Raw genomic sequence first — 22988 nt, 5'->3', positions numbered from 1 at the left:
TAAAAACAACAATTTTTTAAAAAAGAGTCTACAAAAATGGAATCGCTTACTTTTGTGAAGGGAGAGCTTGAAAATGAGAACAGTCATTGTGGATGGTGCCCGGACCCCGTTTGGTAAATTCGGTGGAAGTTTAAGTACATTAACAGCAGGACAGCTAGGCGGTGTCGCAATTAAAGAGGCTTTGCAACGTGCTGGTGTCCATCCTGAGAACGTGGACGAAGTAATCATTGGAAATGTACTACAAGGTGGACAAGGTCAATTGCCGTCGCGGCAAGCAGCAAGAGAAGCGGGTATTCCGTGGGATGTGAAGACAGAGACGATTAATAAAGTTTGTGCTTCTGGTATGAGAAGTGTAACTATGGCAGATCAAATTATTCGCTCAGGTGATGCTAAAATAATCGTCGCTGGAGGAATGGAGTCAATGTCAAATGCTCCATATATAGTACCAAAAGCGCGGACCGGATTAAAAATGGGAGACGGTTTATTAAAAGATATGATGATACATGATGGGCTGACTTGTGCATTTTCAGGTGTGCATATGGGTACGTACGGTAATGAAACTGCAAAAGAATATAAGGTTACAAGGCAATCGCAGGATGAGTGGGCGTTAAGAAGTCATCAAAGAGCGGTTAAAGCCATAGAAACAGGGAAATTTGCAGAGGAAATTGTTCCGGTTAAAGTCCCGAGCAGGAAAGGTGATCCAATCATTGTTGATCGAGATGAACCACCACGGAATGATACGAACATTGAAGCATTAAAAAAATTACGACCTGTTTTTGAGAGCGATGGAACTATTACAGCAGGAAATGCCCCGGGGGTAAATGATGGCGCTGCGGCACTTGTTTTAATGAGCGAAGAATGTGCGCGAAAAGAAGGAAAAAAACCATTAGCGACAGTTGTTGCTCATACTGCTATCGCAGTACAAGCAAAGGATTTTCCGCAGACGCCAGGACTTGTGATTAATAGACTGCTAAAGGAAACTGGAAAAACTGCTGCTGATATTGACTTATTTGAAATTAACGAAGCTTTTGCAGCAGTGGCATTAGTAAGTAATATACTTTCTAGTCTAGATGTCGAGAGAGTTAATGTGAACGGAGGAGCAGTTGCGCTTGGACATCCGATCGGCGCGAGTGGATCGAGAATTATTTTAACACTTGCTTATGAATTAAAACGTCGTGGTGGTGGACTTGGAATCGCTGCAATTTGTTCAGGTGGTGGCCAAGGTGATGCAATTATGATTGAAGTGGAATAGGAGGAATTTGATGACGATTAAATCTGTAATGGTAATAGGAGCGGGACAGATGGGATCTGGAATCGCTCAAGTTTTTGCCCAAGCAGGATATAAAGTGCTAATCAATGATATAAAACAAGAGCTTGTAGAAAAAAGTATTGAACGTATTAAAGTTCGCTTATTTCATCAAGTGGACAAAAATAAATTAACGAAAGAACAAGCGGCATCTATTCTATTAAATTTTGTACCTTCGATTCATGTCGAGGATGTTGAACAAGCCGATCTTGTGATCGAAGCCGCAACTGAAAATATGGAAATAAAGAAAGATATTTTTAAGAGAATTGACCAATATGCTGTAAAAGATGCTATATTGGCCTCAAATACTTCATCATTATCTATTACTGAAATGGCTGCAGTTACGAAGCGGCCTGAGCAAGTAATTGGGATGCATTTTATGAATCCTGTCCCAGTTATGAAGTTAGTGGAAATGATTCGCGGCCTTGAAACAAGTGATTTTGTTTACCGAACGTCGATGGAAGTTGTACAGGAAATTGGTAAAACGCCAGTGGAAGTAAAAGATTTCCCAGGATTTATATCGAATCGAATATTGATGACAATGATTAATGAAGCGATTTTTGCTCTCTATGAAGGAATTGCTTCAAAGGAAGCAATTGATCGTGTCATGACATTAGGAATGAATCACCCGATGGGACCATTAACATTAGCCGATTTTATCGGGCTTGATACATGTTTATATATCATGGAAACACTCCATGAAGGTTTTGGTGATGATAAATATAGACCGTGCCCGCTTCTTAAACAATACGTTCATGCAGGTCGGCTTGGTAAAAAAACAGGAAGAGGTTTTTACTGTTATGAATAAATGAGCAACAATGGGAGGCAGCGATGAACCTACAATTCACAAAAGAAGAAGTCTTGCTGAAAAAGAAGGTTCAGGATTTTGCTATGAACGAAATCACCCCACAAGTTTGGAAGATGGAAACGGGATGGTTTCCGAGCGATATTTTGAAAAAGATGGGGAAATGCGGATTTATGGGATTGACTGTTCCGAAGAAATACGGCGGTCAAGGGTTAGATTTTACGTCATATATAATGATGGTTCATGAAATATCAAAAATAAGCCCCGCATTAGGTGTCATTCTATCTGTTCACTCATCTGTTGGTACAAACCCAATTTTGTATTTTGGAACGGAAAAACAGAAAGATAAATATTTACCGAAGCTTGCAAGTGGGAAATATTTAGGTGCTTTTTGTTTAACTGAAGAAAACGCAGGATCGGATGCAAGACATATAAGGACGAAGGCTACAAAAGATGGAGAACATTATATTTTAAATGGTTCAAAAATGTTTGTGACAAATGGTGGTGAAGCTGATACGTATATTGCTTTTGCCACATTAGCTGATAGAGGGATAACTGCTTTCATTGTTGAGAAGGGGACGCCGGGATTAATCTTTGGAAAAGATGAAAAAAAGATGGGGCTGCATGGCTCAAGGACGGTTCAATTAATGTTTGATCATATGAAAATACCAAGTGAAAATCGTTTAGGCGAGGAAGGTGAAGGATTCAGTATTGCAATGGCTAATTTAGAGGCCGGGCGCATCGGCATAGCCGCTCAAGCTTTAGGGATCGCAGAAGGTGCATTTGCAGCTGCACTGCAATATGTCAATCAACAGCATTCCGTTGCCAAATCAACATCAAATCTGCAAAACACTTATTTTACGCTTGCAGAAATGGCAACGAAAATTGAAGCAGCGAAATTATTAGTCTATAGAGCAAGTGATATGCGAAAAAGGGGATTAAGTTGTAGGCAGGAGGCAGCGATGGCGAAGTTATTTGCTTCACAAACAGCAGTCGATGTTGCCAGTGATGTGGTTGAACTGTTGGGAGAGTATGGTTATACTGAGGAATCCGGCGCTGAGCGTTATTTTCGCGATGCCAAAATTACACAAATTTACGAAGGAACAAGTGAAATACAAAAAATAGTCATTAGTAAGCAATTGTAAGTTAATAAATCGATTAGGGGGATAGATATGGATTTTCATTTGAGTGAAGAACATGAAATGATTAGAAAAATGGTACATGATTTTGCTGAGGCTGAAATTGCCCCGACGGCTAGTAAGCGAGATGAAGAGGAAAAGTTTGACCGCAGCATTTTTGAACATATGGCTGAATTAGGGTTAACAGGAATTCCTTGGCCAGAAATGTACGGCGGTATTGGGAGCGATTTTCTTGCATACTGTATTGCAGTAGAAGAATTGTCACGATTTTGTGCTTCCACGGGTGTTACACTGTCAGCACATACATCATTAGCAAGCTGGCCGCTATTTAAATTTGGAAGTGAAGAACAAAAGCGTAAATATTTAACACCACTTGCAAAAGGGGAAAAATTGGGTGCATATGGCCTTACTGAATCAGGATCAGGTTCGGATGCCGGCGCAATGAAAACAACGGCACGTCTTGAAGGAGATTACTATATTTTAAATGGATCAAAAATCTTTATTACAAACGGTGGAGAGGCAGACATTTATGTCGTATTTGCCTTAACAGATCCAGCAAATAAACATAAAGGGACAACTGCCTTTATTGTTGAAAAAGACTTTCCGGGTTTTTTAATAGGAAAGAAAGAAAAGAAGATGGGCATTCGTTCCTCGCCAACTACTGAAATTATTTTTGATCAATGTAAAATTCCAAAAGAAAATATATTAGGAAATGAAGGGGAAGGTTTTAAAATTGCTATGATGACACTTGATGGCGGTCGTAACGGAATTGCGGCCCAAGCAGTTGGAATTGCTCAAGGTGCATTAGATGCTGCTACTGCATATGCAAAAGAACGTCATCAATTTGGAAAACCGATTATCGCGAATCAAGGTATCTCATTTAAATTAGCAGATATGGCCACATTAGTTGAAGCAGCACGATTATTAACATATCAAGCTGCTTGGCTTGAATCGAACGGACTTCCATATAGTAAAGAATCAGCAATGTCGAAATTATTTGCAGGGGATGCAGCGATGAAGGTTACAACGGAAGCAGTTCAGATTTTTGGCGGGTATGGTTATACGAAAGATTATCCTGTTGAACGCTTTATGCGGGATGCGAAAATCACACAAATTTATGAAGGTACACAGGAGATTCAAAGGATGGTCATTGCAAGGGCATTGGCAAAATAAAAGCATTTATCTACGATAAAAGGTAACAGAATGAGTTTTTGCAGGTCTATCATCTAGGCAATATACGAGTTGTACTTTATGAGTTAGTATATTGAATTGATGATGACCTTTGTATACATATTTTGTTTGGAAATGATGTTTCTTTTTAACATCTTTTTTTCGTTTAACGTATAAATATCAATTCTACACTTAAAATTTACGTAAAGTTTGGAAAGAATATATTGTACGAAAGTATGGGATAGTTGTAAAATGAACATGGAAATTGTTATGTATTCAAAAGGGAATATTATGTGGTGATGAAAAATGGCTATGGCATCACATATTTAATTTAGGGATGTGGAATGATTGTCGTTCATAAAAGTAATACTTATATGCACCGGTCTTCTGGTATACAGTTATGTTGGCTACTTTTTATATAATAAAGATCTCGGTGCCATCCCTTTAATTATTCTTTCTTTTTGGTTATTTTATATCTCCTATCGGATCATGGTCCCTCATAAATTCCGAATTCGAAGGAAAAAAATAAAGGTGAAAATGGCAAACAAAAAGAAAGAGTAACTGGTCTAGCATAAATGTCCTTATTTTGTTTATAATGGTAAATATGTTTTTGGCCTCATTTTAATATGTTTCTATAATTTTATGTAAGGATTTTAAAGGTGGCGAGAAACGATGATCGCCATTTAGTTTTCTATGCAGGGTTTAATATCAGAAAGGAAGTGCGAGCGTTGAGTTTAAAACAATTATCAAAAGAAGAATTAAGTGAAATGTCTTTTATTGAGCTTGCTCAAGAACTATTAGAAGAAAAAAAACAAACGATGGACTTTCACGATTTAGTAAATGAAATTAGTAATCTTCTGGACCTATCTGAAGAAGAGAAACGCAAAAAGATGGTTCAATTTTATACAGACATGAATGTGGATGGAAGCTTTCTTAATTTAGGCGATAATATGTGGGGATTACGAACTTGGTACCCAGTTGATCAAATTGATGAAGAAGTTACCCATACGACAAAAGTGAAGAAGAAAAAGGTAAAAGTTGTTGATGAAGATGATGACTTTGATGATGATTTTGAAGAAGATTTAGATTTTGATGAAATTGATGAAATAGACGAAGATGATGATTTTATCGACGAAGATGAAGATGATATCGAAGATGAAGATTTTGATGATATCGATGAAGATGAAGACTTCGAAGATGATGACTTAATTGCGGAAGACGAATACGATCTTTCTGATGAAGATGATGAAGAAGAAGAGGCAGATGCAAATCTCGAAGAAAGGGACAAGGATTAAGTCTTGACTTCTAACATCGACACATGTAGTATGTTATTTGGGCTCCTTTAAAAAGGACGGAATATAGTAATAAATGCTCCCCTTACAAATTTATTTTGTAAGAGGGGCTTTTTGTTTTTATAAGATGTTAGGTGTTTTTCTTTGGATTATTTAGCATCTAAGAGTTTGGAATCCAAGATCATAAATGAATGATCTTTATTTAGATAGTAAACACTAGTGTAAAATAACAGGAGGGACCAATAGGTGACGAAATATATTTTTGTTACGGGTGGAGTCGTTTCTTCACTCGGAAAAGGAATAACTGCTGCATCATTAGGACGTTTATTGAAAAACCGAGGATTAACTATTACAATTCAAAAATTTGACCCATATATAAATGTTGACCCAGGAACAATGAGCCCATATCAACATGGTGAAGTATTCGTAACAGATGATGGTGCTGAAACGGATTTAGATTTAGGTCACTATGAACGTTTTATTGATATTAACTTATCAAAACATAGCAGTGTGACAACGGGAAAAGTATACTCAGAGGTATTGCGTAAAGAACGCCGCGGAGAATATCTTGGTGGAACAGTTCAAGTTATCCCCCATATTACAAACGAAATTAAAGAACGAGTGTTTCGTGCTGGCAAAGTTACGAATGCAGATGTTGTAATTACTGAAATTGGCGGAACTGTAGGGGACATTGAATCATTGCCATTTTTAGAAGCAATCCGTCAAATTAAAAAAGATGTTGGCGTGGACAATGTTATGTACATCCATTGTACGTTAATCCCATATTTAAAAGCGTCAGGAGAAATGAAAACTAAACCAACACAGCATAGTGTTAAAGAGTTGCGCAGTTTAGGAATTCAGCCGAATGTCATTGTTGTTCGTACTGAAATGCCAATTTCTCAGGATATGAAAGATAAAATTGCATTATTTTGCGATATAAATTCTAATGAAGTTATTGAATGTGCTGATGCTGATACATTATATGCTATTCCACTTGCCCTCCAAGAACAGAAATTAGATCAGCTTGTATGTGACCATTTGAAATTACAATGTCCTGAAGCCGATATGTCAGAATGGAAACAATTGGTCGATGTTGTCCGTCACTTATCTAAAAAAGTGAAAATTGCTCTTGTTGGAAAATATGTTGAATTGCAAGATGCATATCTTTCTGTAGTAGAAGCATTAAAACATGCCGGCTATCATTTTGATGCTGACATTGATATAGATTGGATTAATGCTGAACATGTCAATGAAGAGAATGTAAAAGATTTACTAAAAGATGCTGATGGAATTTTAGTTCCAGGCGGTTTTGGTGATCGCGGGGTAGAAGGGAAGATTTTAGCAATTCAATATGCACGTGAAAATAAAGTGCCATTCCTTGGTATTTGCTTAGGTATGCAATTGGCTTCAATTGAATATGCCCGCAATGTTCTTGGTTTAAAAGGTGCCCATTCGGCGGAAATTAATCCAGATACAAAATATCCAATTATTGATTTATTACCTGAACAAAAAGAAATCGAGGACTTAGGTGGTACGTTAAGACTTGGATTATATCCATGCAGAATTTCCAAAGATTCTAAAGCATATGATGCTTATCAAGATGAAATTATTTATGAGCGTCATCGTCATCGTTATGAATTTAACAATCAATACCGTGAAGAAATGGAACATGCAGGCTTTGTATTTTCTGGTACAAGCCCAGATGGTCGTTTAATTGAAATTATTGAATTGAAAGACCATCCTTGGTTTGTAGCATCACAGTTCCATCCTGAATTCACATCAAGACCTACACGTCCACAACCGTTGTTCCAAGGGTTTATTGAAGCCACAATTAAAACAAGTAATTAATTAAACAGCAAAAGGAGCTTCCGTTTTATTGGCGGAAGTTCCTTTTTTGTTGCTTTTACGTTTTTTTAATATGAAAATAGTTTGTTAACAGCCAAGGTCCTTGTGAAAACCCGAGAGTAAGCTGCCATGCCCCGACACCTTCAAGCCTATACTGTTGAATCAGTTGTAATTTTTTACTGATGCTCCGCGAATCTTCAAACCATACGACATGCTGTGCCCCTTGTTCATCTACATAGCGGAAAAATGGGGATTCAAACGTTTTTGAGTATTGGATAGGAACTTGATATCTCATTGCAAGTTGTATAGCGTCCTGATTTGAAATACCAGGGTAAACGGCATTAGATTGATAAGGAAGTGTCCAATTATAACCGTAAAGAGGGAGTCCAAGTATAATTTTTTTCCGTGACACACGGCTCAGCGCAAATTGAACGGTATTCTTTACATCGTTTAATGGGGCAACAGGTCCAGGCTCACTCGTACTATGATGGAAGTCATACGCCATAATAAACATGAAATCTACAACGGAACCAATAGCACCGTAATCGTACCCTCTTAGCCATGGCACATTTTCATTTGTTTTTGGAGGAACAGCAATTGTTAGTCGGTATCCTCTAGGTTTTAAACGATCACGCAGACTCCTTAGAAAACCTGAAAAGATGTCGCGATCTTTAGTCAAATTACCCTCCAAATCAATATTTACACCGATATATCCTCTCGATGAAACGAGATGAACAATGTTATTAATAAGACGATTTCTTACTATCGGATTGTTTAATACTTTATTTGTTAGTTCTGAACTAAAGCCTGTTTCTGTTAAATTAGTAATTGTAACAAGAGGGGCAACTCTACTACGCCAAGCAGCTTCAATAGCAGGTAAATCATTCACAGCATTTAGTTCCCCATTGCTAGTCATATGATATTCAAAAAGAGCAACATAAGTAATATAAGGGGAAAAATCTTGGATTAATGCTTGATCGAGTTCAGGGCTTCTTAATGTGTAGTAGCCTAGTGAAGTGGCATTATAGTTTGAAATATTAGGGATACGGAGAGTTGTCCCGGGCTGCAGAAGGTTTTCTTTAATAGCTGGATTTGCCGCCTGTAAGTTTTGCACTGACACGTTAGCCATATTTGCAATCGTAAATAAACTGTCACCGGGTTGAACAGTGTAGTTCACCAGCGGGATTAAAATCGCTTGTCCGGGAACTATATTCGTTTCGTTTAAACCATTAACAAGTCGGAGTTGGTCAATCGAAATTCTGTATTTTTGCCCAATGCGGTAAAGGGAATCACCAGGTTGGACCGTATAAATAAACAAATTTAGCACTCCCTTTAACATTTCTTTTAAACATTGATAACAGACACTTAGATCATGTATATGCTAATACTTTGTAAGTATTCATTACGGGAAGGATGGTAAATATATGAGGAAACAACAGGAATCTTTAAGAGGACATTTATGTAACGAATAGGGGCAACATGACATAAAGGGATTGATTTAGTATTAATGATATTTATATAAAATAATAGTAAGGCTATTCGATTCAGAAGGTTTAATCGAATAGCCTTATGGATATTAACGGTAATCTGCAAGGATCTCGTCAATTGTAAATTTTAATCCGTAATAAATATATGTCGCCGCCATTGATGAGGCAAATCCTACACGTTCAAAATCCTCTCCGGGGATTAATCCCTTCAATACACCTGAATGGATATGTACGTCTGCAAGTGATGATAGATCTTCTTCATCAGTTTGTACTTTCCCAGAGATGGCGACGAAAGGAGTTCCTTGTTCAACTAGCTTTTTGGCTAGTAAAATTGCTTCTGGGTCATTTGAAAAGCGCGTGATAATAAGTGCCCGATCTGTTTCTAATAGTTCATCTTGCTGATCGAGTATTTTACTGCCAGCTAATGGCTCTGGACCTTCAAAGGCTAAAGCGGTGACGGCCTGCATCTCTTTAAACCCTTTTATATAAATTGTTCCCTCTCCAACGGTAGCTTGGGCTAATAAACGAGCACCATCTTCTATAGAAAATGCTTCTTTTTCATTGATTCGATTGAAAAGGCCTGTCAGTTGTGTTGAAAACATTTTTAGCATCATTCAAACTCCTTTTTTTATAGCTATAAAAAACAATTGGCATTTTAAACAGTAAATTTTATAATGATAACAATCTATATATACGACAATATAGTAATATTATATATGAAGCTAGGCTGAATCTACACATTTCAAATTCCTCGTAAAAAAGCAGGAAAAATTGTGATCATAATAGAAGTCTTATAAACATACTAAATGAAGAGATTACATATTGTTTTTAATATACATAATTTAGGGTTATATGTAAAAAGTGGGGGAAAAACATGAGTAAAGAAAAAATTCTTATTGTTGATGATCAGTTTGGTATTCGTATTTTGCTAACAGAAGTTCTACAAAAAGAAGGTTATGAAACATTTCAGGCAGCTAATGGAGTGCAAGCTTTAGAATTGGTAAAGAAATATACGTTTGATCTTGTACTGCTCGATATGAAAATCCCAGGTATGGACGGTATTGAAATTTTAAAACGAATGAAAAAGATTCATTCTGATATTCGAGTCATCATTATGACAGCGTACGGTGAATTAGATATGATTGAAGAAACGAAAAAATTGGGCGCCCTTACCCATTTTGCCAAACCTTTTGATATTGATGATATTCGTAAAGCTGTGAAGGAAAGCCTTCTAATGAAAGCGGATTAATAATAATTTGCAAATTTTGAAAATTTTATTTCTTTTTTTAGACGCATAATGTTCATTGGTAAAAAGTTGCTTTGTTTGTTATCATAAATGAGGGTAATCATGTAATTAAACTTGTATGAAGTCAAGAAGATTGTTTATTATATAAATAGAGCTCTCTTTGTAACAATTTTTTTGGCTCATGATTAAGGAGGAAAAACAACAATGCCTTTAGTTTCTATGACTGATATGCTAAACAAAGCAAAAGAAGGTAAATACGCAGTAGGTCAATTCAACATCAACAACCTTGAATACACTCAAGCTATCCTACAAGCTGCTCAAGAAGAACAATCACCTGTTATTCTTGGTGTTTCTGAAGGTGCTGGACGTTATATTGGTGGATTTAAAACTGTTGTAAAAATGGTTGAAGGATTAATGGAAGATTATAATATTACTGTTCCAGTTGCTATACATTTGGATCATGGTTCAAGCTTCGAAAGCTGTAAAAAAGCGATTGATGCAGGTTTCACTTCTGTTATGATCGATGCTTCTCACCATCCTTTTGAAGAAAATGTTGAAATTACTTCAAAAGTTGTTGAATATGCACATTCAAAAGGAGTTTCTGTTGAAGCTGAATTAGGTACTGTTGGTGGACAAGAAGACGATGTTGTAGGAGAAGGTATCATTTATGCTGATCCACAAGAATGTAAAAAACTTGTTGACGCTACAAAAATTGATGCATTAGCTCCTGCACTTGGTTCTGTACATGGTCCTTACCACGGTGAACCAAATCTTGGTTTTAAAGAAATGGAAGAAATCAGCGCTATTACAGGAATGCCTTTAGTACTTCACGGTGGTACTGGTATCCCAACTGAAGACATTAAAAAAGCGATTTCTTTAGGAACTGCTAAAATCAACGTTAACACTGAAAACCAAATTGCTTCTGCTAAAACAGTTCGTGAAGTATTAGCTGCAAATCCTGATGTATACGATCCACGTAAATACTTAGGACCTGCTCGCGAAACAATTAAAGAAACTGTTATTGGCAAAATCAAAGAATTCGGTTCAACACAAAAAGCTTAATATATTATCTTTATATTTGAAAAGTCCAAAGCAACTGCTTTGGGCTTTTTGCTGCTTTATCGATTATAAAGCATTTACTATGGACATGTTTCATACTGAAGTCACCTCAGTCGTATGTTAAACAATTGTATTCTTTTTGTTCTTTTAAAAGTCCCTTTATGAGAAGGAAATGCTGGTGGAGATGTCTAATAATATAAGATATCGTTTTCTATTTTTGAAAAATATCCTTTTTTCGCATTTATTTAAATATCGTGATATATTTGATAGGGAAACAGATACATATACTAGATACTTAAGGAGAGGGAATACACATGAAATTTTTTATTGATACTGCAAACTTTGAAGAAATTAAAGAAGCGAATGCATTAGGAATTTTATCGGGAGTTACAACAAATCCTTCACTAGTTGCTAAAGAGAATGTTTCTTTCCATGATCGCCTTAAAGAGATTACGAATATTATTCCTGGGTCTGTCAGTGCTGAAGTTATCTCAACAGAAGTAGATGGCATGGTTAGTGAAGGAAGAGAACTTGCCAAAATTGCTCCAAATATAACAATTAAAGTACCGATGACGCCTGATGGATTAAAAGCAGTAAATATCTTTTCAAAAGAAGGAATAAAAACAAATGTAACCCTCATTTTTAGTGCAAATCAAGCATTGCTTGCTGCTAGAGCAGGAGCTTCATATGTATCACCGTTTTTAGGACGTTTAGACGATATTGGTACTGATGGTATTCATCTTATCTCTGAAATTGCTGAAATTTTTTCGATTCATCAAATTGAAACAGAAATCATTGCAGCTTCGATTCGCCATCCACAACACGTTACACAAGCTGCATTAGCAGGGGCACATATTGCAACTGTTCCTTACAAAGTAATCCAGCAATTATTTCAACATCCACTGACAGACAAAGGGATTGCTCAATTTTTGAAGGATTGGGAAGGTAGACAACAATAATCTCCTTAAGTTTGATTGCGATTAAATCCAATTTGTGGCTAAAACCTACTTATGGAAATGGACCATTATGGGATAAGATAAAAATGATTACATGTTTTTCGAAAAGTAGTTTATACTAACTTTATCAGAGTATCTTTTTATTGATTGGAATACTTTCCCATAATCAGACTAAGGAAGGGAGTTAAAAATGGATAAGCTTAAAATTGCAGGAGGCTATCCTCTTAAAGGAACGATTAAAGTGAGTGGAGCAAAAAATAGTGCAGTTGCTCTCATTCCTGCTACGATCCTGGCTGAATCTCCTGTAACAATAGAAGGTTTACCCGACATTTCCGACGTAGAGACGTTAAAGGCATTGCTTGAAGAAATTGGAGGTACTGTTACTACTCATGATGGTGACATGACGGTCGATCCACGCCATATGATTTCAATGCCACTTCCAAATGGTAGAGTTAAAAAGTTAAGAGCCTCTTATTATCTAATGGGAGCAATGCTTGGACGCTTTAAAAAAGCGGTGATTGGTTTACCGGGAGGCTGCTATTTAGGACCAAGACCAATTGATCAGCATATTAAAGGCTTTGAAGCTTTAGGAGCTAAAATTACAAATGAGCAAGGTGCTATCTATCTACGTGCTGATGAGCTGCATGGTGCAAGAATTTATTTAGATGTTGTAAGTGTTGGTGCAACGATTAATATTATGTTGGCGGCTGTGCGTGCAAAAGGAAAAACGATTATTGAGAATGCGGCTAAAGAACCAGAAATTATTGATGTCGCTACTCTTTTAAATAATATGGGTGCAAAAATAAAAGGTGCCGGTACAGATATTATTAGAATAGAGGGCGTTGATCACCTAAATGGTTGTAGGCATACGATTATCCCAGATAGGATTGAGGCGGGTACCTATATGATTTTAGCAGCAGCAGTTGGAGAAGGGGTGACGATTGACAATGTCATTCCACATCATTTGGAATCTTTAACGGCTAAGTTAAGAGAGATGGGTGTGCCAATTGATGCTGGTGATGAACAAATGTTTATTGGCAAAGCGGAAGGATTAAAGGCAGTTGATATTAAAACACTTGTATATCCTGGATTTCCAACTGATCTCCAACAGCCTTTTACAACGCTGTTAACAAGAGCAGAAGGGTCGTCAGTTGTGACGGATACGATTTATTCTGCACGTTTTAAACATATAGATGAGTTAAGAAGAATGAATGCTGACATCAAGGTTGAAGGCCGTTCAGCGATTGTCAACGGACCAGTCTCTTTACAAGGCGCCAAAGTAAAAGCGACCGACTTACGTGCTGGCGCCGCCCTCGTTATTGCGGGGTTAATGGCTGAAGGAATCACTGAGGTGACAGGTGTTGAACATATAGACCGTGGCTATAGTTGTCTTGTGGAAAAACTAAATGGTTTAGGTGCGACAATTTGGCGGGAAAACTTATCACAGTCGGAAATAGAACATTTAGAGAGCTCATAATAGCCTGAAGAGATTGCACATTTTGAACTTCTTAATATTGAATTCTTCCAGACATTAGAGTAACACAATAAATAATTTTCTTTTATTGTGTTACAACATAAATGAATTGTGCTATACTAATTATGAAAATGATTTTAATCTGGGGGAATAAAAATGGAGAGAAGTTTATCAATGGAGCTAGTTCGTGTGACGGAAGCAGCAGCCCTTGCCTCTGCTAGATGGATGGGGCGAGGTAAAAAGGATGAAGCGGACGATGCTGCAACATCTGCAATGCGTGATGTCTTCGATACAATTCCTATGAAAGGCACTGTTGTAATTGGAGAAGGCGAAATGGATGAGGCTCCGATGTTATATATTGGGGAAAAATTAGGAAATGGTTTCGGACCGCGTGTAGACATTGCAGTTGACCCGTTAGAAGGAACGAATATTTTGGCTAGCGGGGGCTGGAATGCGCTCAGTGTTCTTGCGGTTGCAGATCATGGGCACTTACTCCATGCGCCAGATATGTATATGGAGAAAATTGCAGTAGGTCCTGAAGCAGTAGGACAAGTAAATGTTGAAGCGCCAATTATTGATAATCTAAAAGCTGTTGCGAAGGCAAAAAACAAAGATATTGAAGATGTTGTAGCAACGGTTTTAAATCGCCCGCGGCATGCAGAAATTATTTCTCAACTTCGTGAAGCAGGAGTGCGAATAAAACTAATTAATGATGGCGATGTAGCAGCAGCCATTAATACTGCTTTCGATCATACGGGTGTTGATATTTTATTTGGATCAGGGGGAGCGCCAGAAGGGGTTTTAGCTGCTGTTGCCTTAAAATGTCTTGGTGGTGAAATCCAAGGAAAACTTTTACCGCAAAGCGATGAAGAATTTAATCGATGTCTGCAAATGGGGTTGGATATTGATAAAATCTTAATGATGGATGATCTAGTGTCGGGCGATGATGCAATATTTGCAGCTACAGGTGTAACCGATGGTGAACTATTGCGTGGGGTGCAATTTAAAGGTTCACATGGGTCAACTCATTCACTTGTTATGCGTGCCAAATCAGGAACTGTGCGCTTCGTAGAAGGCCAGCATAGTTTGAAAAAGAAACCAAACCTTGTTATAAAAGCGTAGAATCATTCTAGTTCATTAAATAATATGGAATGGATTAAAATTCACATCCTTCTGCACATGCACATAAATTTGTTTATTTTTTGTGAAATTTAAACAAATTTATGTGCATCCTTCCATTTTTTGTATTGATTCTTTTATTATAATAGAGTTAAAATAAATATGGTTTAAATGGACCAATATAATAGTTTGACATTCATTATTTTTTCTTCACTTTGATTCCGCGTATCATGTGCGGCTCCTTAGATAATGATGCTACAAGTGCTTCCCCTTTGTAGCAGCGATTTTCTTGTTATGCCTACTCTGAAGAAATACCGTGAGAATGCTATCTTGCCAATAAAAAAATAAGTTTTGAAAACGTTAAAAAACTCTTTTTATTTTATTAATTAATTTTATGTTTTAGTGTGGAAAATTGAAAAGTGTGGTGTATTTATGGAAGGTGTATCAATTTCGAGTTTAGAAAATATGACATTAAAAGAGCTATATGCGTTGGCAAGAGAGTTTAAAATTTCGTATTATAGCAAACTCACGAAAAAGGAATTAATCTTTGCGATCTTAAAAGCGCGTGCAGAACAAGAAGGTTATTTTTTTATGGAAGGTGTACTTGAGATCATTCAATCTGAGGGATTTGGTTTCTTAAGACCAATTAATTATTCGCCAAGCTCAGAAGATATTTACATATCTGCCTCGCAAATCCGCCGGTTTGATTTACGGAATGGTGATAAAGTTTCAGGAAAGGTTCGTCCTCCAAAAGAAAATGAACGTTATTACGGACTATTACATGTTGAAGCTGTCAATGGTGATAATCCAGAAACGGCAAAGGAAAGAGTCCATTTTCCAGCTTTAACTCCACTATATCCTGATCGGCAAATTAAGCTTGAAGTTACTCCAACAAAGCTTTCTACAAGAATTATGGATTTAATTACCCCTGTTGGTTTTGGTCAACGTGGATTGATTGTTGCCCCACCAAAAGCTGGTAAAACGATGTTGCTGAAAGAAATTGCTAATTCAATAACTGTTAATCACCCTGATGCCGAATTAATTGTTCTGCTAATTGATGAACGTCCAGAAGAAGTAACGGATATTGAGCGATCTGTACAAGCAGATGTTGTTAGTTCTACATTTGATGAAGTTCCAGAAAATCATATTAAGGTAGCGGAACTTGTGCTGGAGAGAGCGATGCGTTTAGTTGAGCACAAAAGGGATGTTATTATTTTAATGGATAGTATCACCCGCTTAGCACGTGCCTATAACTTAGTTATTCCTCCAAGTGGAAGGACTTTATCTGGTGGTATTGATCCAGCAGCGTTCCACCGTCCAAAACGTTTCTTTGGAGCTGCAAGGAATATCGAAGAAGGTGGAAGTTTAACTATTTTGGCGACCGCGCTTGTTGATACTGGATCGCGAATGGATGAAGTTATTTACGAGGAATTCAAGGGAACAGGTAATATGGAATTGCATCTTGACCGCTCGTTATCAGAAAAAAGAATATTCCCAGCTATGGATATTCGTCGTTCAGGCACAAGAAAGGAAGAGCTCCTACTCTCGAAAGATCATTTGGACGTATTATGGGCCCTTCGAAAATCTATGTCTGATTCTCCTGATTTTGCTGAGAAGTTTTTACGAAAACTTCGTCAATCAAAAACAAATGAAGAGTTTATTGAAACGATCAAAAATTTAGCGAAAAATTCTTCCGGAAAAAAGATTTTGTGAAGGCATAAGCACTAGAATTTCCTAGAAAAAAAGGAAATGATTTTTTAGGTCAGGCAGTTGCATTTCACAGTGGCACTTGTTATAATAATCACAGTGTGTTTCTGGATATTTTACTGGGTTAAGCCCATAAGAATATATAACTCTGTTTCGCAATGATTCAGGGCTGAAGGAGATGAAAAGAATGAAAGCAGGAATTCATCCAAATTACAAAAAAGTAATGGTTAAATGTGCATGTGGTAATGAATTTGAAAGTGGTTCTGTTAAAGAAGAACTACGCGTTGAAGTTTGTTCTGAATGTCATCCATTCTACACTGGACGTCAAAAATTTGCTACTGCAGATGGACGTGTTGACCGTTTCAACAAAAAATACGGTCTTAAATAATCTACAAAAAACAAAAACAGGCAAAAGCAATTTGCCTGTTTTTTTATTGATTACCATTCAATCTGGTTGCTTCGATTCATTTTTCTTTTAAAAAGGGTGCATGGAATCTGAGTGCCCTTTTTTTGTTGGTATGATAAAATTGGAATGGTTTTTAACCTTAAGGTGATTGTTTAAAATAGATTTTTCCTTTTATATAAGGACGTAGTTTTGTGTTCGTTTTAGTATGAAAGGAAAACATCAATACAGTGGATTAATAAAGCTAAATTATGAAGGCAAGTAGAAATCATAAGGGGTAAGGTTGATGGCACAGTTATTTTTTAAATATGGAGCAATGAACAGTGGAAAATCTATTGAGATTCTTAAAGTTGCCCATAATTATGAAGAACAAAATAAACCTGTATTACTATTTACATCAGGAATTGACACGAGAGATGAAGTCGGGTATGTTTCAAGCAGAATTGGATTAAGAAGGAAAGCAATTCCTATTTTTAATGATACGAATATATATCAAATGGTAAAAGAATGTACTCCGCGTCCTTATTGCGTATTAATCGATGAGGTACAGTTTTTAAAGAAAGAACATGTATTGCAGCTTGCGAATATTGTGGATGATTTAAATATTCCTGTTATGGGATTTGGATTGAAAAATGATTTTCAAAATGAGCTGTTTGAAGGAAGTAAATATTTATTAATCTATGCGGACAAAATCGAAGAGATGAAAACCATTTGTTGGTTTTGTGAAAGAAAGGCAACGATGAATTTACGAATTGATGAGAGCGGGAAACCAGTATATACTGGTGAGCAAATTCAAATTGGAGGAAATGATTCATATTATCCAGTTTGCCGTAAATGTCACGCGAATCCTCCGATATAATATATAGGTACTCATAAACCACCTTTTTGCGGGAAACCTAATGCTGGAGGTGGTTTTTATGTTGCGAGGATTTATAGTTATTCTAATTATATTACTTATGGCAGGTTGTAATGGGAAAAGTAATTCAACACAACAATCTCATTCTGAGAATATGCATTTAATGAATACAAGTAATCAGGATAAGCAGCCAATTACGTCTAAAAATGGTCGAAGCCCTGCATCTGCTGATGTTATAAGAGCTAAAAATGTTATATGGGAAATGCGCGGATATACTCCCCACTATGTTCTTATTAATGGAAAAGATATGTGGGTAAATGTCCATACTAATGACCGACTAACGAGTAGAGAAAGATTAAAGAAACAAGCGGAAATTCGAAACAAGCTGAAAGAGGTTTTGCCACAATATGATATTGATGTAAAACTGGAGGAGCAGTAGTTGAAAGCTCCACTTTGTGGATAACGTTGCTCTTTATGGTTGGATTAGTGTATACTATAATAATCTTAGTGTGATCTTTTTTAAAGCTTTGTTAATCATGTTGCTGAACCCTGTTTATTTTAAATACCTGCGCTTGGAAACAAAAATCTAGTCGGGGGAATTAACAATTGAGTCGCAAATGACAACAAAGTCTTTTATAAAAAATCCTAATGAGCGAAAAAAATAAATGTCATTTTATTATAACGTTATCGATAGAGGTGGGATTCGATGTTTGATCGACTGCAGGCAGTTGAGGACCGCTATGAAAAGCTAAATGAACTTTTAAGTGATCCGGAGATTGTGAATAATCCAAAAAAATTAAGAGAGTATTCGAAAGAACAATCAGCTATTCAAGAGACGGTACAGGTATATCGTGAATATAAGGATATCCAAAAACAATACCGTGATGCTAAATCATTGTTAGAGGATAAACTTGATGCTGAAATGCGGGAAATGGTGAAGGAAGAAATTAATGAATTAGAAAGCCAAATTTCTGACTATGAAGAACGGCTTAAAATTTTATTAATACCGAAAGATCCAAACGATGATAAAAACGTAATTGTTGAAATCCGCGGAGCTGCCGGGGGAGATGAAGCGGCTTTATTTGCTGGTGATTTATACCGGATGTATACACGCTATGCAGAATCTCAAGGATGGAAAGTTGATGTCATTGAAGCAAATACTACAGGTATAGGCGGATATAAAGAAATTATTTTCATGGTGAATGGAAATGGTGCATTTTCTAAATTGAAATTTGAAAATGGAGCACATCGAGTACAGCGCGTTCCAGAAACAGAATCAGGCGGCAGAATTCATACTTCTACAGCGACTGTTGCGGTATTGCCTGAAGCTGAAGAGGTTGAAGTTGACATTCATGAAAAAGATATACGAGTTGATACGTTTGCTTCAAGTGGTCCAGGGGGGCAAAGTGTAAACACAACTATGTCGGCTGTACGTCTAACCCATATCCCAACAGGTATTGTTGTATCATGTCAAGATGAAAAGTCCCAAATCAAAAATAAGGAAAAAGCGATGAAAGTTCTTCGTGCCCGTATTTATGATAAATTCCAACAGGAAGCACAGGCAGAATATGATGCAAACCGGAAATCAGCTGTTGGAACTGGAGATCGTTCTGAAAGAATTAGAACTTATAATTTTCCTCAAAATCGTGTAACTGATCATCGTATAGGGTTAACGATCCAAAAATTAGATCAAATTCTAGAAGGAAAGTTAGACGAAGTTATTGATGCTCTTATTTTAGAAGAACAATCAAAAAAACTTGAGAGTGTGAACGACTAATGAGCAAACCGCAAAAAGTATATGAAGCCCTCAACTGGGCTTCTTCTTTTTTAATAGAACATGATAGGGATGCAAATGCTGGCGAATTATTGCTGTGTCATTTTTTAGAAATGAATCGAACGCAATTATTGACGAATTTGCGTATGGATATGCCGGGTGAAATACAAGAATCTTTTAAAGCGGCTGTTTTGGCGCATAAAGATGGGGTGCCAATTCAGCATATGATTGGTTATGAAATGTTTTATGGCCGTGTATTTAATGTAAATAAGCATGTGCTAATTCCCCGTCCTGAGACTGAAGAATTAATTGTAGGCGCGGTCCAACGAATAAATCAACATTTTAAAAGCAAAAATGGGTTAAAACTTGTTGACGTTGGCACTGGAAGCGGGGTTATTGCGATTACAATGAAATTAGAATGTCCATATTTGGAAGTTGAAGCCTCAGATTTATCACCTGAAGCATTAAAGGTTGCGAGGCAAAATGCCCATAACTTACATGCTGATGTTGCCTTTAGACAAGGTGATTTGTTGCGCCCTTTTATTGAAAGAGATGAAAGGGTTGATATTTTACTTTCAAATCCACCTTATATACCTGAAGCCGATAAGGAGACTTTATCAGTTGTTGTTAAGGATCATGAACCACAGCAAGCTTTATTTGGCGGTGTGGATGGATTAGACTACTATCGCCGTTTTATGAAAGAGCTCCCTTTACTTTTAAATCCAAAAGCTTTAGTAGGATTTGAGATAGGTACAGGACAAGGTGAAGCGGTTGCTAAGCTTTTACAACAAACATTTCCACATAGCAAAGTAGAAATTGTTCATGACATAAATGAACATGAGCGCATTGTTTTCTGCTTGATTTAACATAGTTGTGATTTGGATTTAAACATTTCCGCAGATGTGGCAAATTTTTTTCAGTTTACTAGTTTAGAATATTTTTTTCTTGTCCACAATGTGTTAGTGAAGGGACGGGGAGAAAATTGAAAAGAAAATCTACTGTACGATTATATATTTTATTACTGTCTATTGGGACAATTTTAAGTTTATATTTACCGAAGCAAGAAGTAGTTGCAAAGGATTCTGTTGTTATTCCAAAAGATGCAATTCGGCTTAGAATTTTGGCAAATAGTGATAAGCCGCAAGATCAAGCTGTTAAAAGAAAAATCCGTGATGCGGTTAATGCCAATATTTCAAAATGGGTGAAAAATATTAAGTCTAAGCAAGAAGCAAAACAAGTCATCCAGTCGCATTTGCCTGAGATTGAAAAGATTGCAACTAAAGTGATGCATAAAGAACATATGAACCAATCAGTACATGTAACATTAGGGAAGGTAGATTTCCCTACTAAACTATATGGTCAATATTTATATCCCGCAGGTAAGTACGATGCTGTACTTATTACTTTAGGGGAAGGAAAAGGTGCTAATTGGTGGTGTGTATTGTATCCGCCATTGTGCTTTCTTGACTTTTCAAATGGTCTTGCTGTGAGTAAAGGGTTTGAAGATGATTCGAACGAAGAAAAACACCATACGCAGGAAACGAAAAAAACACAACAAAAAAATAAAAAAGTTCAAGATACAGAACAAACTCAAGCAAACGAGCAAAGTGGAGGAACAGAACAGGCTGGAAAAGGCCAGCAACATAGAGAAACAGATCAATCCCAAGCAAGCGAACAAAGTACAGAAACGGATCAATCCCAAGAGAGCCAACAAAATACAGGAGCAGAACAGACTCAAGCGAACGAGCAACATACAGAAACAAATCAATCCCAAGAGAGCCAGCAAAGTACAGAAAGAGAACAGGCTCAAGCAGACCAGCAAAATGCAGGAACAGAACAACCTCAAGAGAACCAACAAAGTCAAGAAACAGATCAAGTTCAAGCGCAGCAATCTAAAGAAAACCAGCAATCCAAAACCGAGCAACAACAGAACTCTGCAAAGCATTCAAATTCAAGTACTGATGACGGAGTTAAAAAGTCATCATCTGTAGCATTGAACAAAACAGAGCGGAATACGAAGAAAAAAGAGGTTTCAAAGTCCAATGCTCAATCACCTGTCTATAACGATCAGGATGAGGGGGAAATTCAGAAGAAAATGTTAATCGTAGAAGTAATTAAACATTTATTTTAGAATTCATTCACTATTTTTCAAGTGTTATCCACATTTTGTGGATAACACTTGTTTGGTTTTGGATAATTATATATACTTGCAAAATGAGGACATAGAAATCGTGGATTTATCAACAATTTTTTGATGTTAGTAATTTATGAAGAAAAGGTGAAAAAAATGAAAACAAAATTGTGGATTGTGGATAAAGATGTTGACAACTCGGATAGTTATCCACAAATCATAGAAGCTGCTAGTATATTAAGAGAAAATGAAACGGTTGCATTTCCTACTGAAACAGTTTATGGACTGGGAGCAAATGCAACATCGGATGAAGCTGTTGAAAAAATATATCAAGCCAAGGGGAGACCAGGGGATAATCCACTAATTGTCCACATTGCCGATTATTCACAATTGGATGAGCTTGTAGAAGAAATACCAGATACAGCTGAAAAATTAATAAACGCTTTTTGGCCAGGGCCGTTAACCATTATTTTAAAAGCAAGAAAGGGGGTACTATCTAAAAGGGTAACTGCGGGTTTAAATACTGTCGGAATCCGTATGCCTGATCATCCAATTGCTTTTGAACTTATTAAACATGCAAAATTACCGATTGCTGCTCCAAGCGCTAATAGTTCTGGAAAGCCAAGCCCCACAATGGCGCAGCATGTATTAGAAGATTTAAATGGAAAAATTGCAGGTATTGTAGATGGGGGAGAAACTGGAGTCGGAGTGGAATCGACTGTCATCGACTGTACATTGAAGAAGCCGGTTATTTTGCGCCCGGGCGGTATTACAAAAGAGCAATTAGAAGAGGTTATTGGTCAAGTGGCTGTTGATCCTGGACTCATCAATCCAAAGGATACGCGACCGAAAGCACCGGGAATGAAATATACTCATTATGCGCCCAATGCCCCTGTCTATTTAGTTGAGGGAAATAGCAATTTTATGCAAGAAAAAATAAATGAGAAACGTCGTGAAGGATTAAAAGTAGGAGCAATTCTTACGGAAGAGAGTGCTAAAGCCATTGATGCAGATGTTGTTGCTGTTTGTGGAACTAGACAACATCTTGAAACGACTGCACATGCACTATATGATGCGCTAAGATCTTTTAATCAAAGTGATGTCGATATTATTTTTTCTGAAGTTTTTCCATTGAAAGGTATAGGATTAGCAATTATGAATCGCTTAGAGAAGGCAGCTGGACATCGTTATATTATTGATGAGCATGCCGAAAAATAAA

21 protein-coding genes are annotated in these 22988 nt (G+C 36.9%); 19 read left to right on the top strand and 2 right to left on the bottom strand.

Going from position 1 to position 22988, the window contains the following annotated elements; genetic code table 11:
• The first annotated feature begins 73 nt into the window (after nucleotides 1-73).
• The 6 genes from G4D61_RS00365 (at nucleotide 74) to pyrG (ending at nucleotide 7560) form a co-directional block, all read left to right on the top strand.
• The gene (locus G4D61_RS00365) at nucleotides 74-1252 is read left to right on the top strand and encodes an acetyl-CoA C-acetyltransferase (protein ID WP_163172982.1); all 1179 of its coding nucleotides are present in this window, start codon (nucleotides 74-76) and stop codon (nucleotides 1250-1252) included.
• Nucleotides 1253-1262: 10 nt separating this feature from the next.
• Nucleotides 1263-2114 carry a 3-hydroxybutyryl-CoA dehydrogenase gene (locus G4D61_RS00360; RefSeq protein ID WP_025727624.1) on the top strand — a complete coding sequence of 284 codons (852 nt, stop codon included), beginning with the start codon at nucleotides 1263-1265 and terminating at the stop codon, nucleotides 2112-2114.
• A 23-nt stretch (nucleotides 2115-2137) separates the two neighbouring features.
• Entirely contained in the window at nucleotides 2138-3256 is a 1119-nt protein-coding gene (locus G4D61_RS00355; protein ID WP_163172980.1) for an acyl-CoA dehydrogenase family protein, read from the top strand.
• A gap of 27 nt (nucleotides 3257-3283) precedes the next feature.
• Complete coding sequence (locus G4D61_RS00350) at nucleotides 3284-4423, top strand: acyl-CoA dehydrogenase (RefSeq protein ID WP_035352669.1); 1140 nt, start codon at nucleotides 3284-3286, stop codon at nucleotides 4421-4423.
• A gap of 725 nt (nucleotides 4424-5148) precedes the next feature.
• Nucleotides 5149-5715: a DNA-directed RNA polymerase subunit delta gene (gene rpoE / locus G4D61_RS00345; RefSeq protein WP_163173069.1), complete on the top strand. Its 567-nt coding sequence runs from the start codon at nucleotides 5149-5151 to the stop codon at nucleotides 5713-5715.
• Nucleotides 5716-5958: 243 nt separating this feature from the next.
• Complete coding sequence (pyrG, locus tag G4D61_RS00340; RefSeq protein WP_025727627.1) at nucleotides 5959-7560, top strand: CTP synthase; 1602 nt, start codon at nucleotides 5959-5961, stop codon at nucleotides 7558-7560.
• 55 nt (nucleotides 7561-7615) lie between these two features.
• On the opposite strand, the gene G4D61_RS00335 is transcribed toward pyrG, so the two are convergent.
• Nucleotides 7616-8875, bottom strand: coding sequence for a glycosyl hydrolase family 18 protein (locus tag G4D61_RS00335; protein WP_163172978.1), 1260 nt, complete (start codon nucleotides 8873-8875; stop codon nucleotides 7616-7618).
• A 258-nt stretch (nucleotides 8876-9133) separates the two neighbouring features.
• Entirely contained in the window at nucleotides 9134-9655 is a 522-nt protein-coding gene (locus tag G4D61_RS00330; protein WP_035352666.1) for a DUF2529 domain-containing protein, read from the bottom strand.
• A gap of 263 nt (nucleotides 9656-9918) precedes the next feature.
• On the opposite strand from G4D61_RS00330, the gene G4D61_RS00325 reads away from it, so the two are divergent.
• From G4D61_RS00325 to G4D61_RS00265, 13 genes are all read left to right on the top strand, one after another.
• Nucleotides 9919-10293, top strand: coding sequence for a response regulator (locus G4D61_RS00325; protein ID WP_025727630.1), 375 nt, complete (start codon nucleotides 9919-9921; stop codon nucleotides 10291-10293).
• A 201-nt stretch (nucleotides 10294-10494) separates the two neighbouring features.
• Nucleotides 10495-11352 (top strand): class II fructose-bisphosphate aldolase, encoded by an 858-nt coding sequence (locus G4D61_RS00320; RefSeq protein ID WP_025727631.1) that lies wholly within the window; start codon nucleotides 10495-10497, stop codon nucleotides 11350-11352.
• Between the two features lie 311 nt (nucleotides 11353-11663).
• The gene (gene fsa / locus G4D61_RS00315) at nucleotides 11664-12308 is read left to right on the top strand and encodes a fructose-6-phosphate aldolase (protein WP_025727632.1); all 645 of its coding nucleotides are present in this window, start codon (nucleotides 11664-11666) and stop codon (nucleotides 12306-12308) included.
• A 187-nt stretch (nucleotides 12309-12495) separates the two neighbouring features.
• Nucleotides 12496-13782 carry a UDP-N-acetylglucosamine 1-carboxyvinyltransferase gene (murA, locus tag G4D61_RS00310; RefSeq protein WP_025727633.1) on the top strand — a complete coding sequence of 429 codons (1287 nt, stop codon included), beginning with the start codon at nucleotides 12496-12498 and terminating at the stop codon, nucleotides 13780-13782.
• Between the two features lie 153 nt (nucleotides 13783-13935).
• On the top strand, nucleotides 13936-14901 hold the full coding sequence (gene glpX / locus G4D61_RS00305; RefSeq protein WP_025727634.1) for a class II fructose-bisphosphatase: 966 nt from the start codon (nucleotides 13936-13938) through the stop codon (nucleotides 14899-14901).
• A gap of 429 nt (nucleotides 14902-15330) precedes the next feature.
• Nucleotides 15331-16611: a transcription termination factor Rho gene (gene rho, locus G4D61_RS00300; protein ID WP_025727635.1), complete on the top strand. Its 1281-nt coding sequence runs from the start codon at nucleotides 15331-15333 to the stop codon at nucleotides 16609-16611.
• A 181-nt stretch (nucleotides 16612-16792) separates the two neighbouring features.
• Nucleotides 16793-16993, top strand: coding sequence for a 50S ribosomal protein L31 (gene rpmE / locus G4D61_RS00295; protein ID WP_025727636.1), 201 nt, complete (start codon nucleotides 16793-16795; stop codon nucleotides 16991-16993).
• Between the two features lie 301 nt (nucleotides 16994-17294).
• Complete coding sequence (locus tag G4D61_RS00290; protein WP_025727637.1) at nucleotides 17295-17867, top strand: thymidine kinase; 573 nt, start codon at nucleotides 17295-17297, stop codon at nucleotides 17865-17867.
• A gap of 58 nt (nucleotides 17868-17925) precedes the next feature.
• Nucleotides 17926-18303, top strand: a complete 378-nt coding sequence (locus G4D61_RS00285; protein ID WP_035352660.1) for a hypothetical protein — start codon at nucleotides 17926-17928, stop codon at nucleotides 18301-18303.
• A gap of 267 nt (nucleotides 18304-18570) precedes the next feature.
• On the top strand, nucleotides 18571-19641 hold the full coding sequence (gene prfA / locus G4D61_RS00280) for a peptide chain release factor 1 (protein ID WP_025727639.1): 1071 nt from the start codon (nucleotides 18571-18573) through the stop codon (nucleotides 19639-19641).
• Entirely contained in the window at nucleotides 19641-20504 is an 864-nt protein-coding gene (gene prmC, locus G4D61_RS00275) for a peptide chain release factor N(5)-glutamine methyltransferase (protein WP_025727640.1), read from the top strand. Before prfA ends, prmC begins: the two co-directional genes overlap by 1 nt.
• 116 nt (nucleotides 20505-20620) lie before the next feature.
• On the top strand, nucleotides 20621-21769 hold the full coding sequence (spoIIR, locus tag G4D61_RS18610) for a stage II sporulation protein R (protein ID WP_163172976.1): 1149 nt from the start codon (nucleotides 20621-20623) through the stop codon (nucleotides 21767-21769).
• Between the two features lie 156 nt (nucleotides 21770-21925).
• Entirely contained in the window at nucleotides 21926-22987 is a 1062-nt protein-coding gene (locus G4D61_RS00265; RefSeq protein WP_025727642.1) for an L-threonylcarbamoyladenylate synthase, read from the top strand.
• The last annotated feature ends 1 nt before the right edge of the window (nucleotide 22988 follow it).

Origin of the sequence: Heyndrickxia ginsengihumi (genome assembly GCF_011008565.1) — a bacterium.
GTDB classification, from domain to species: domain Bacteria; phylum Bacillota; class Bacilli; order Bacillales; family Bacillaceae_C; genus Weizmannia; species Weizmannia ginsengihumi.
Note: the sequence above shows the minus strand (reverse complement) of the source record. Positions and strands in the feature narration are given on the sequence as shown.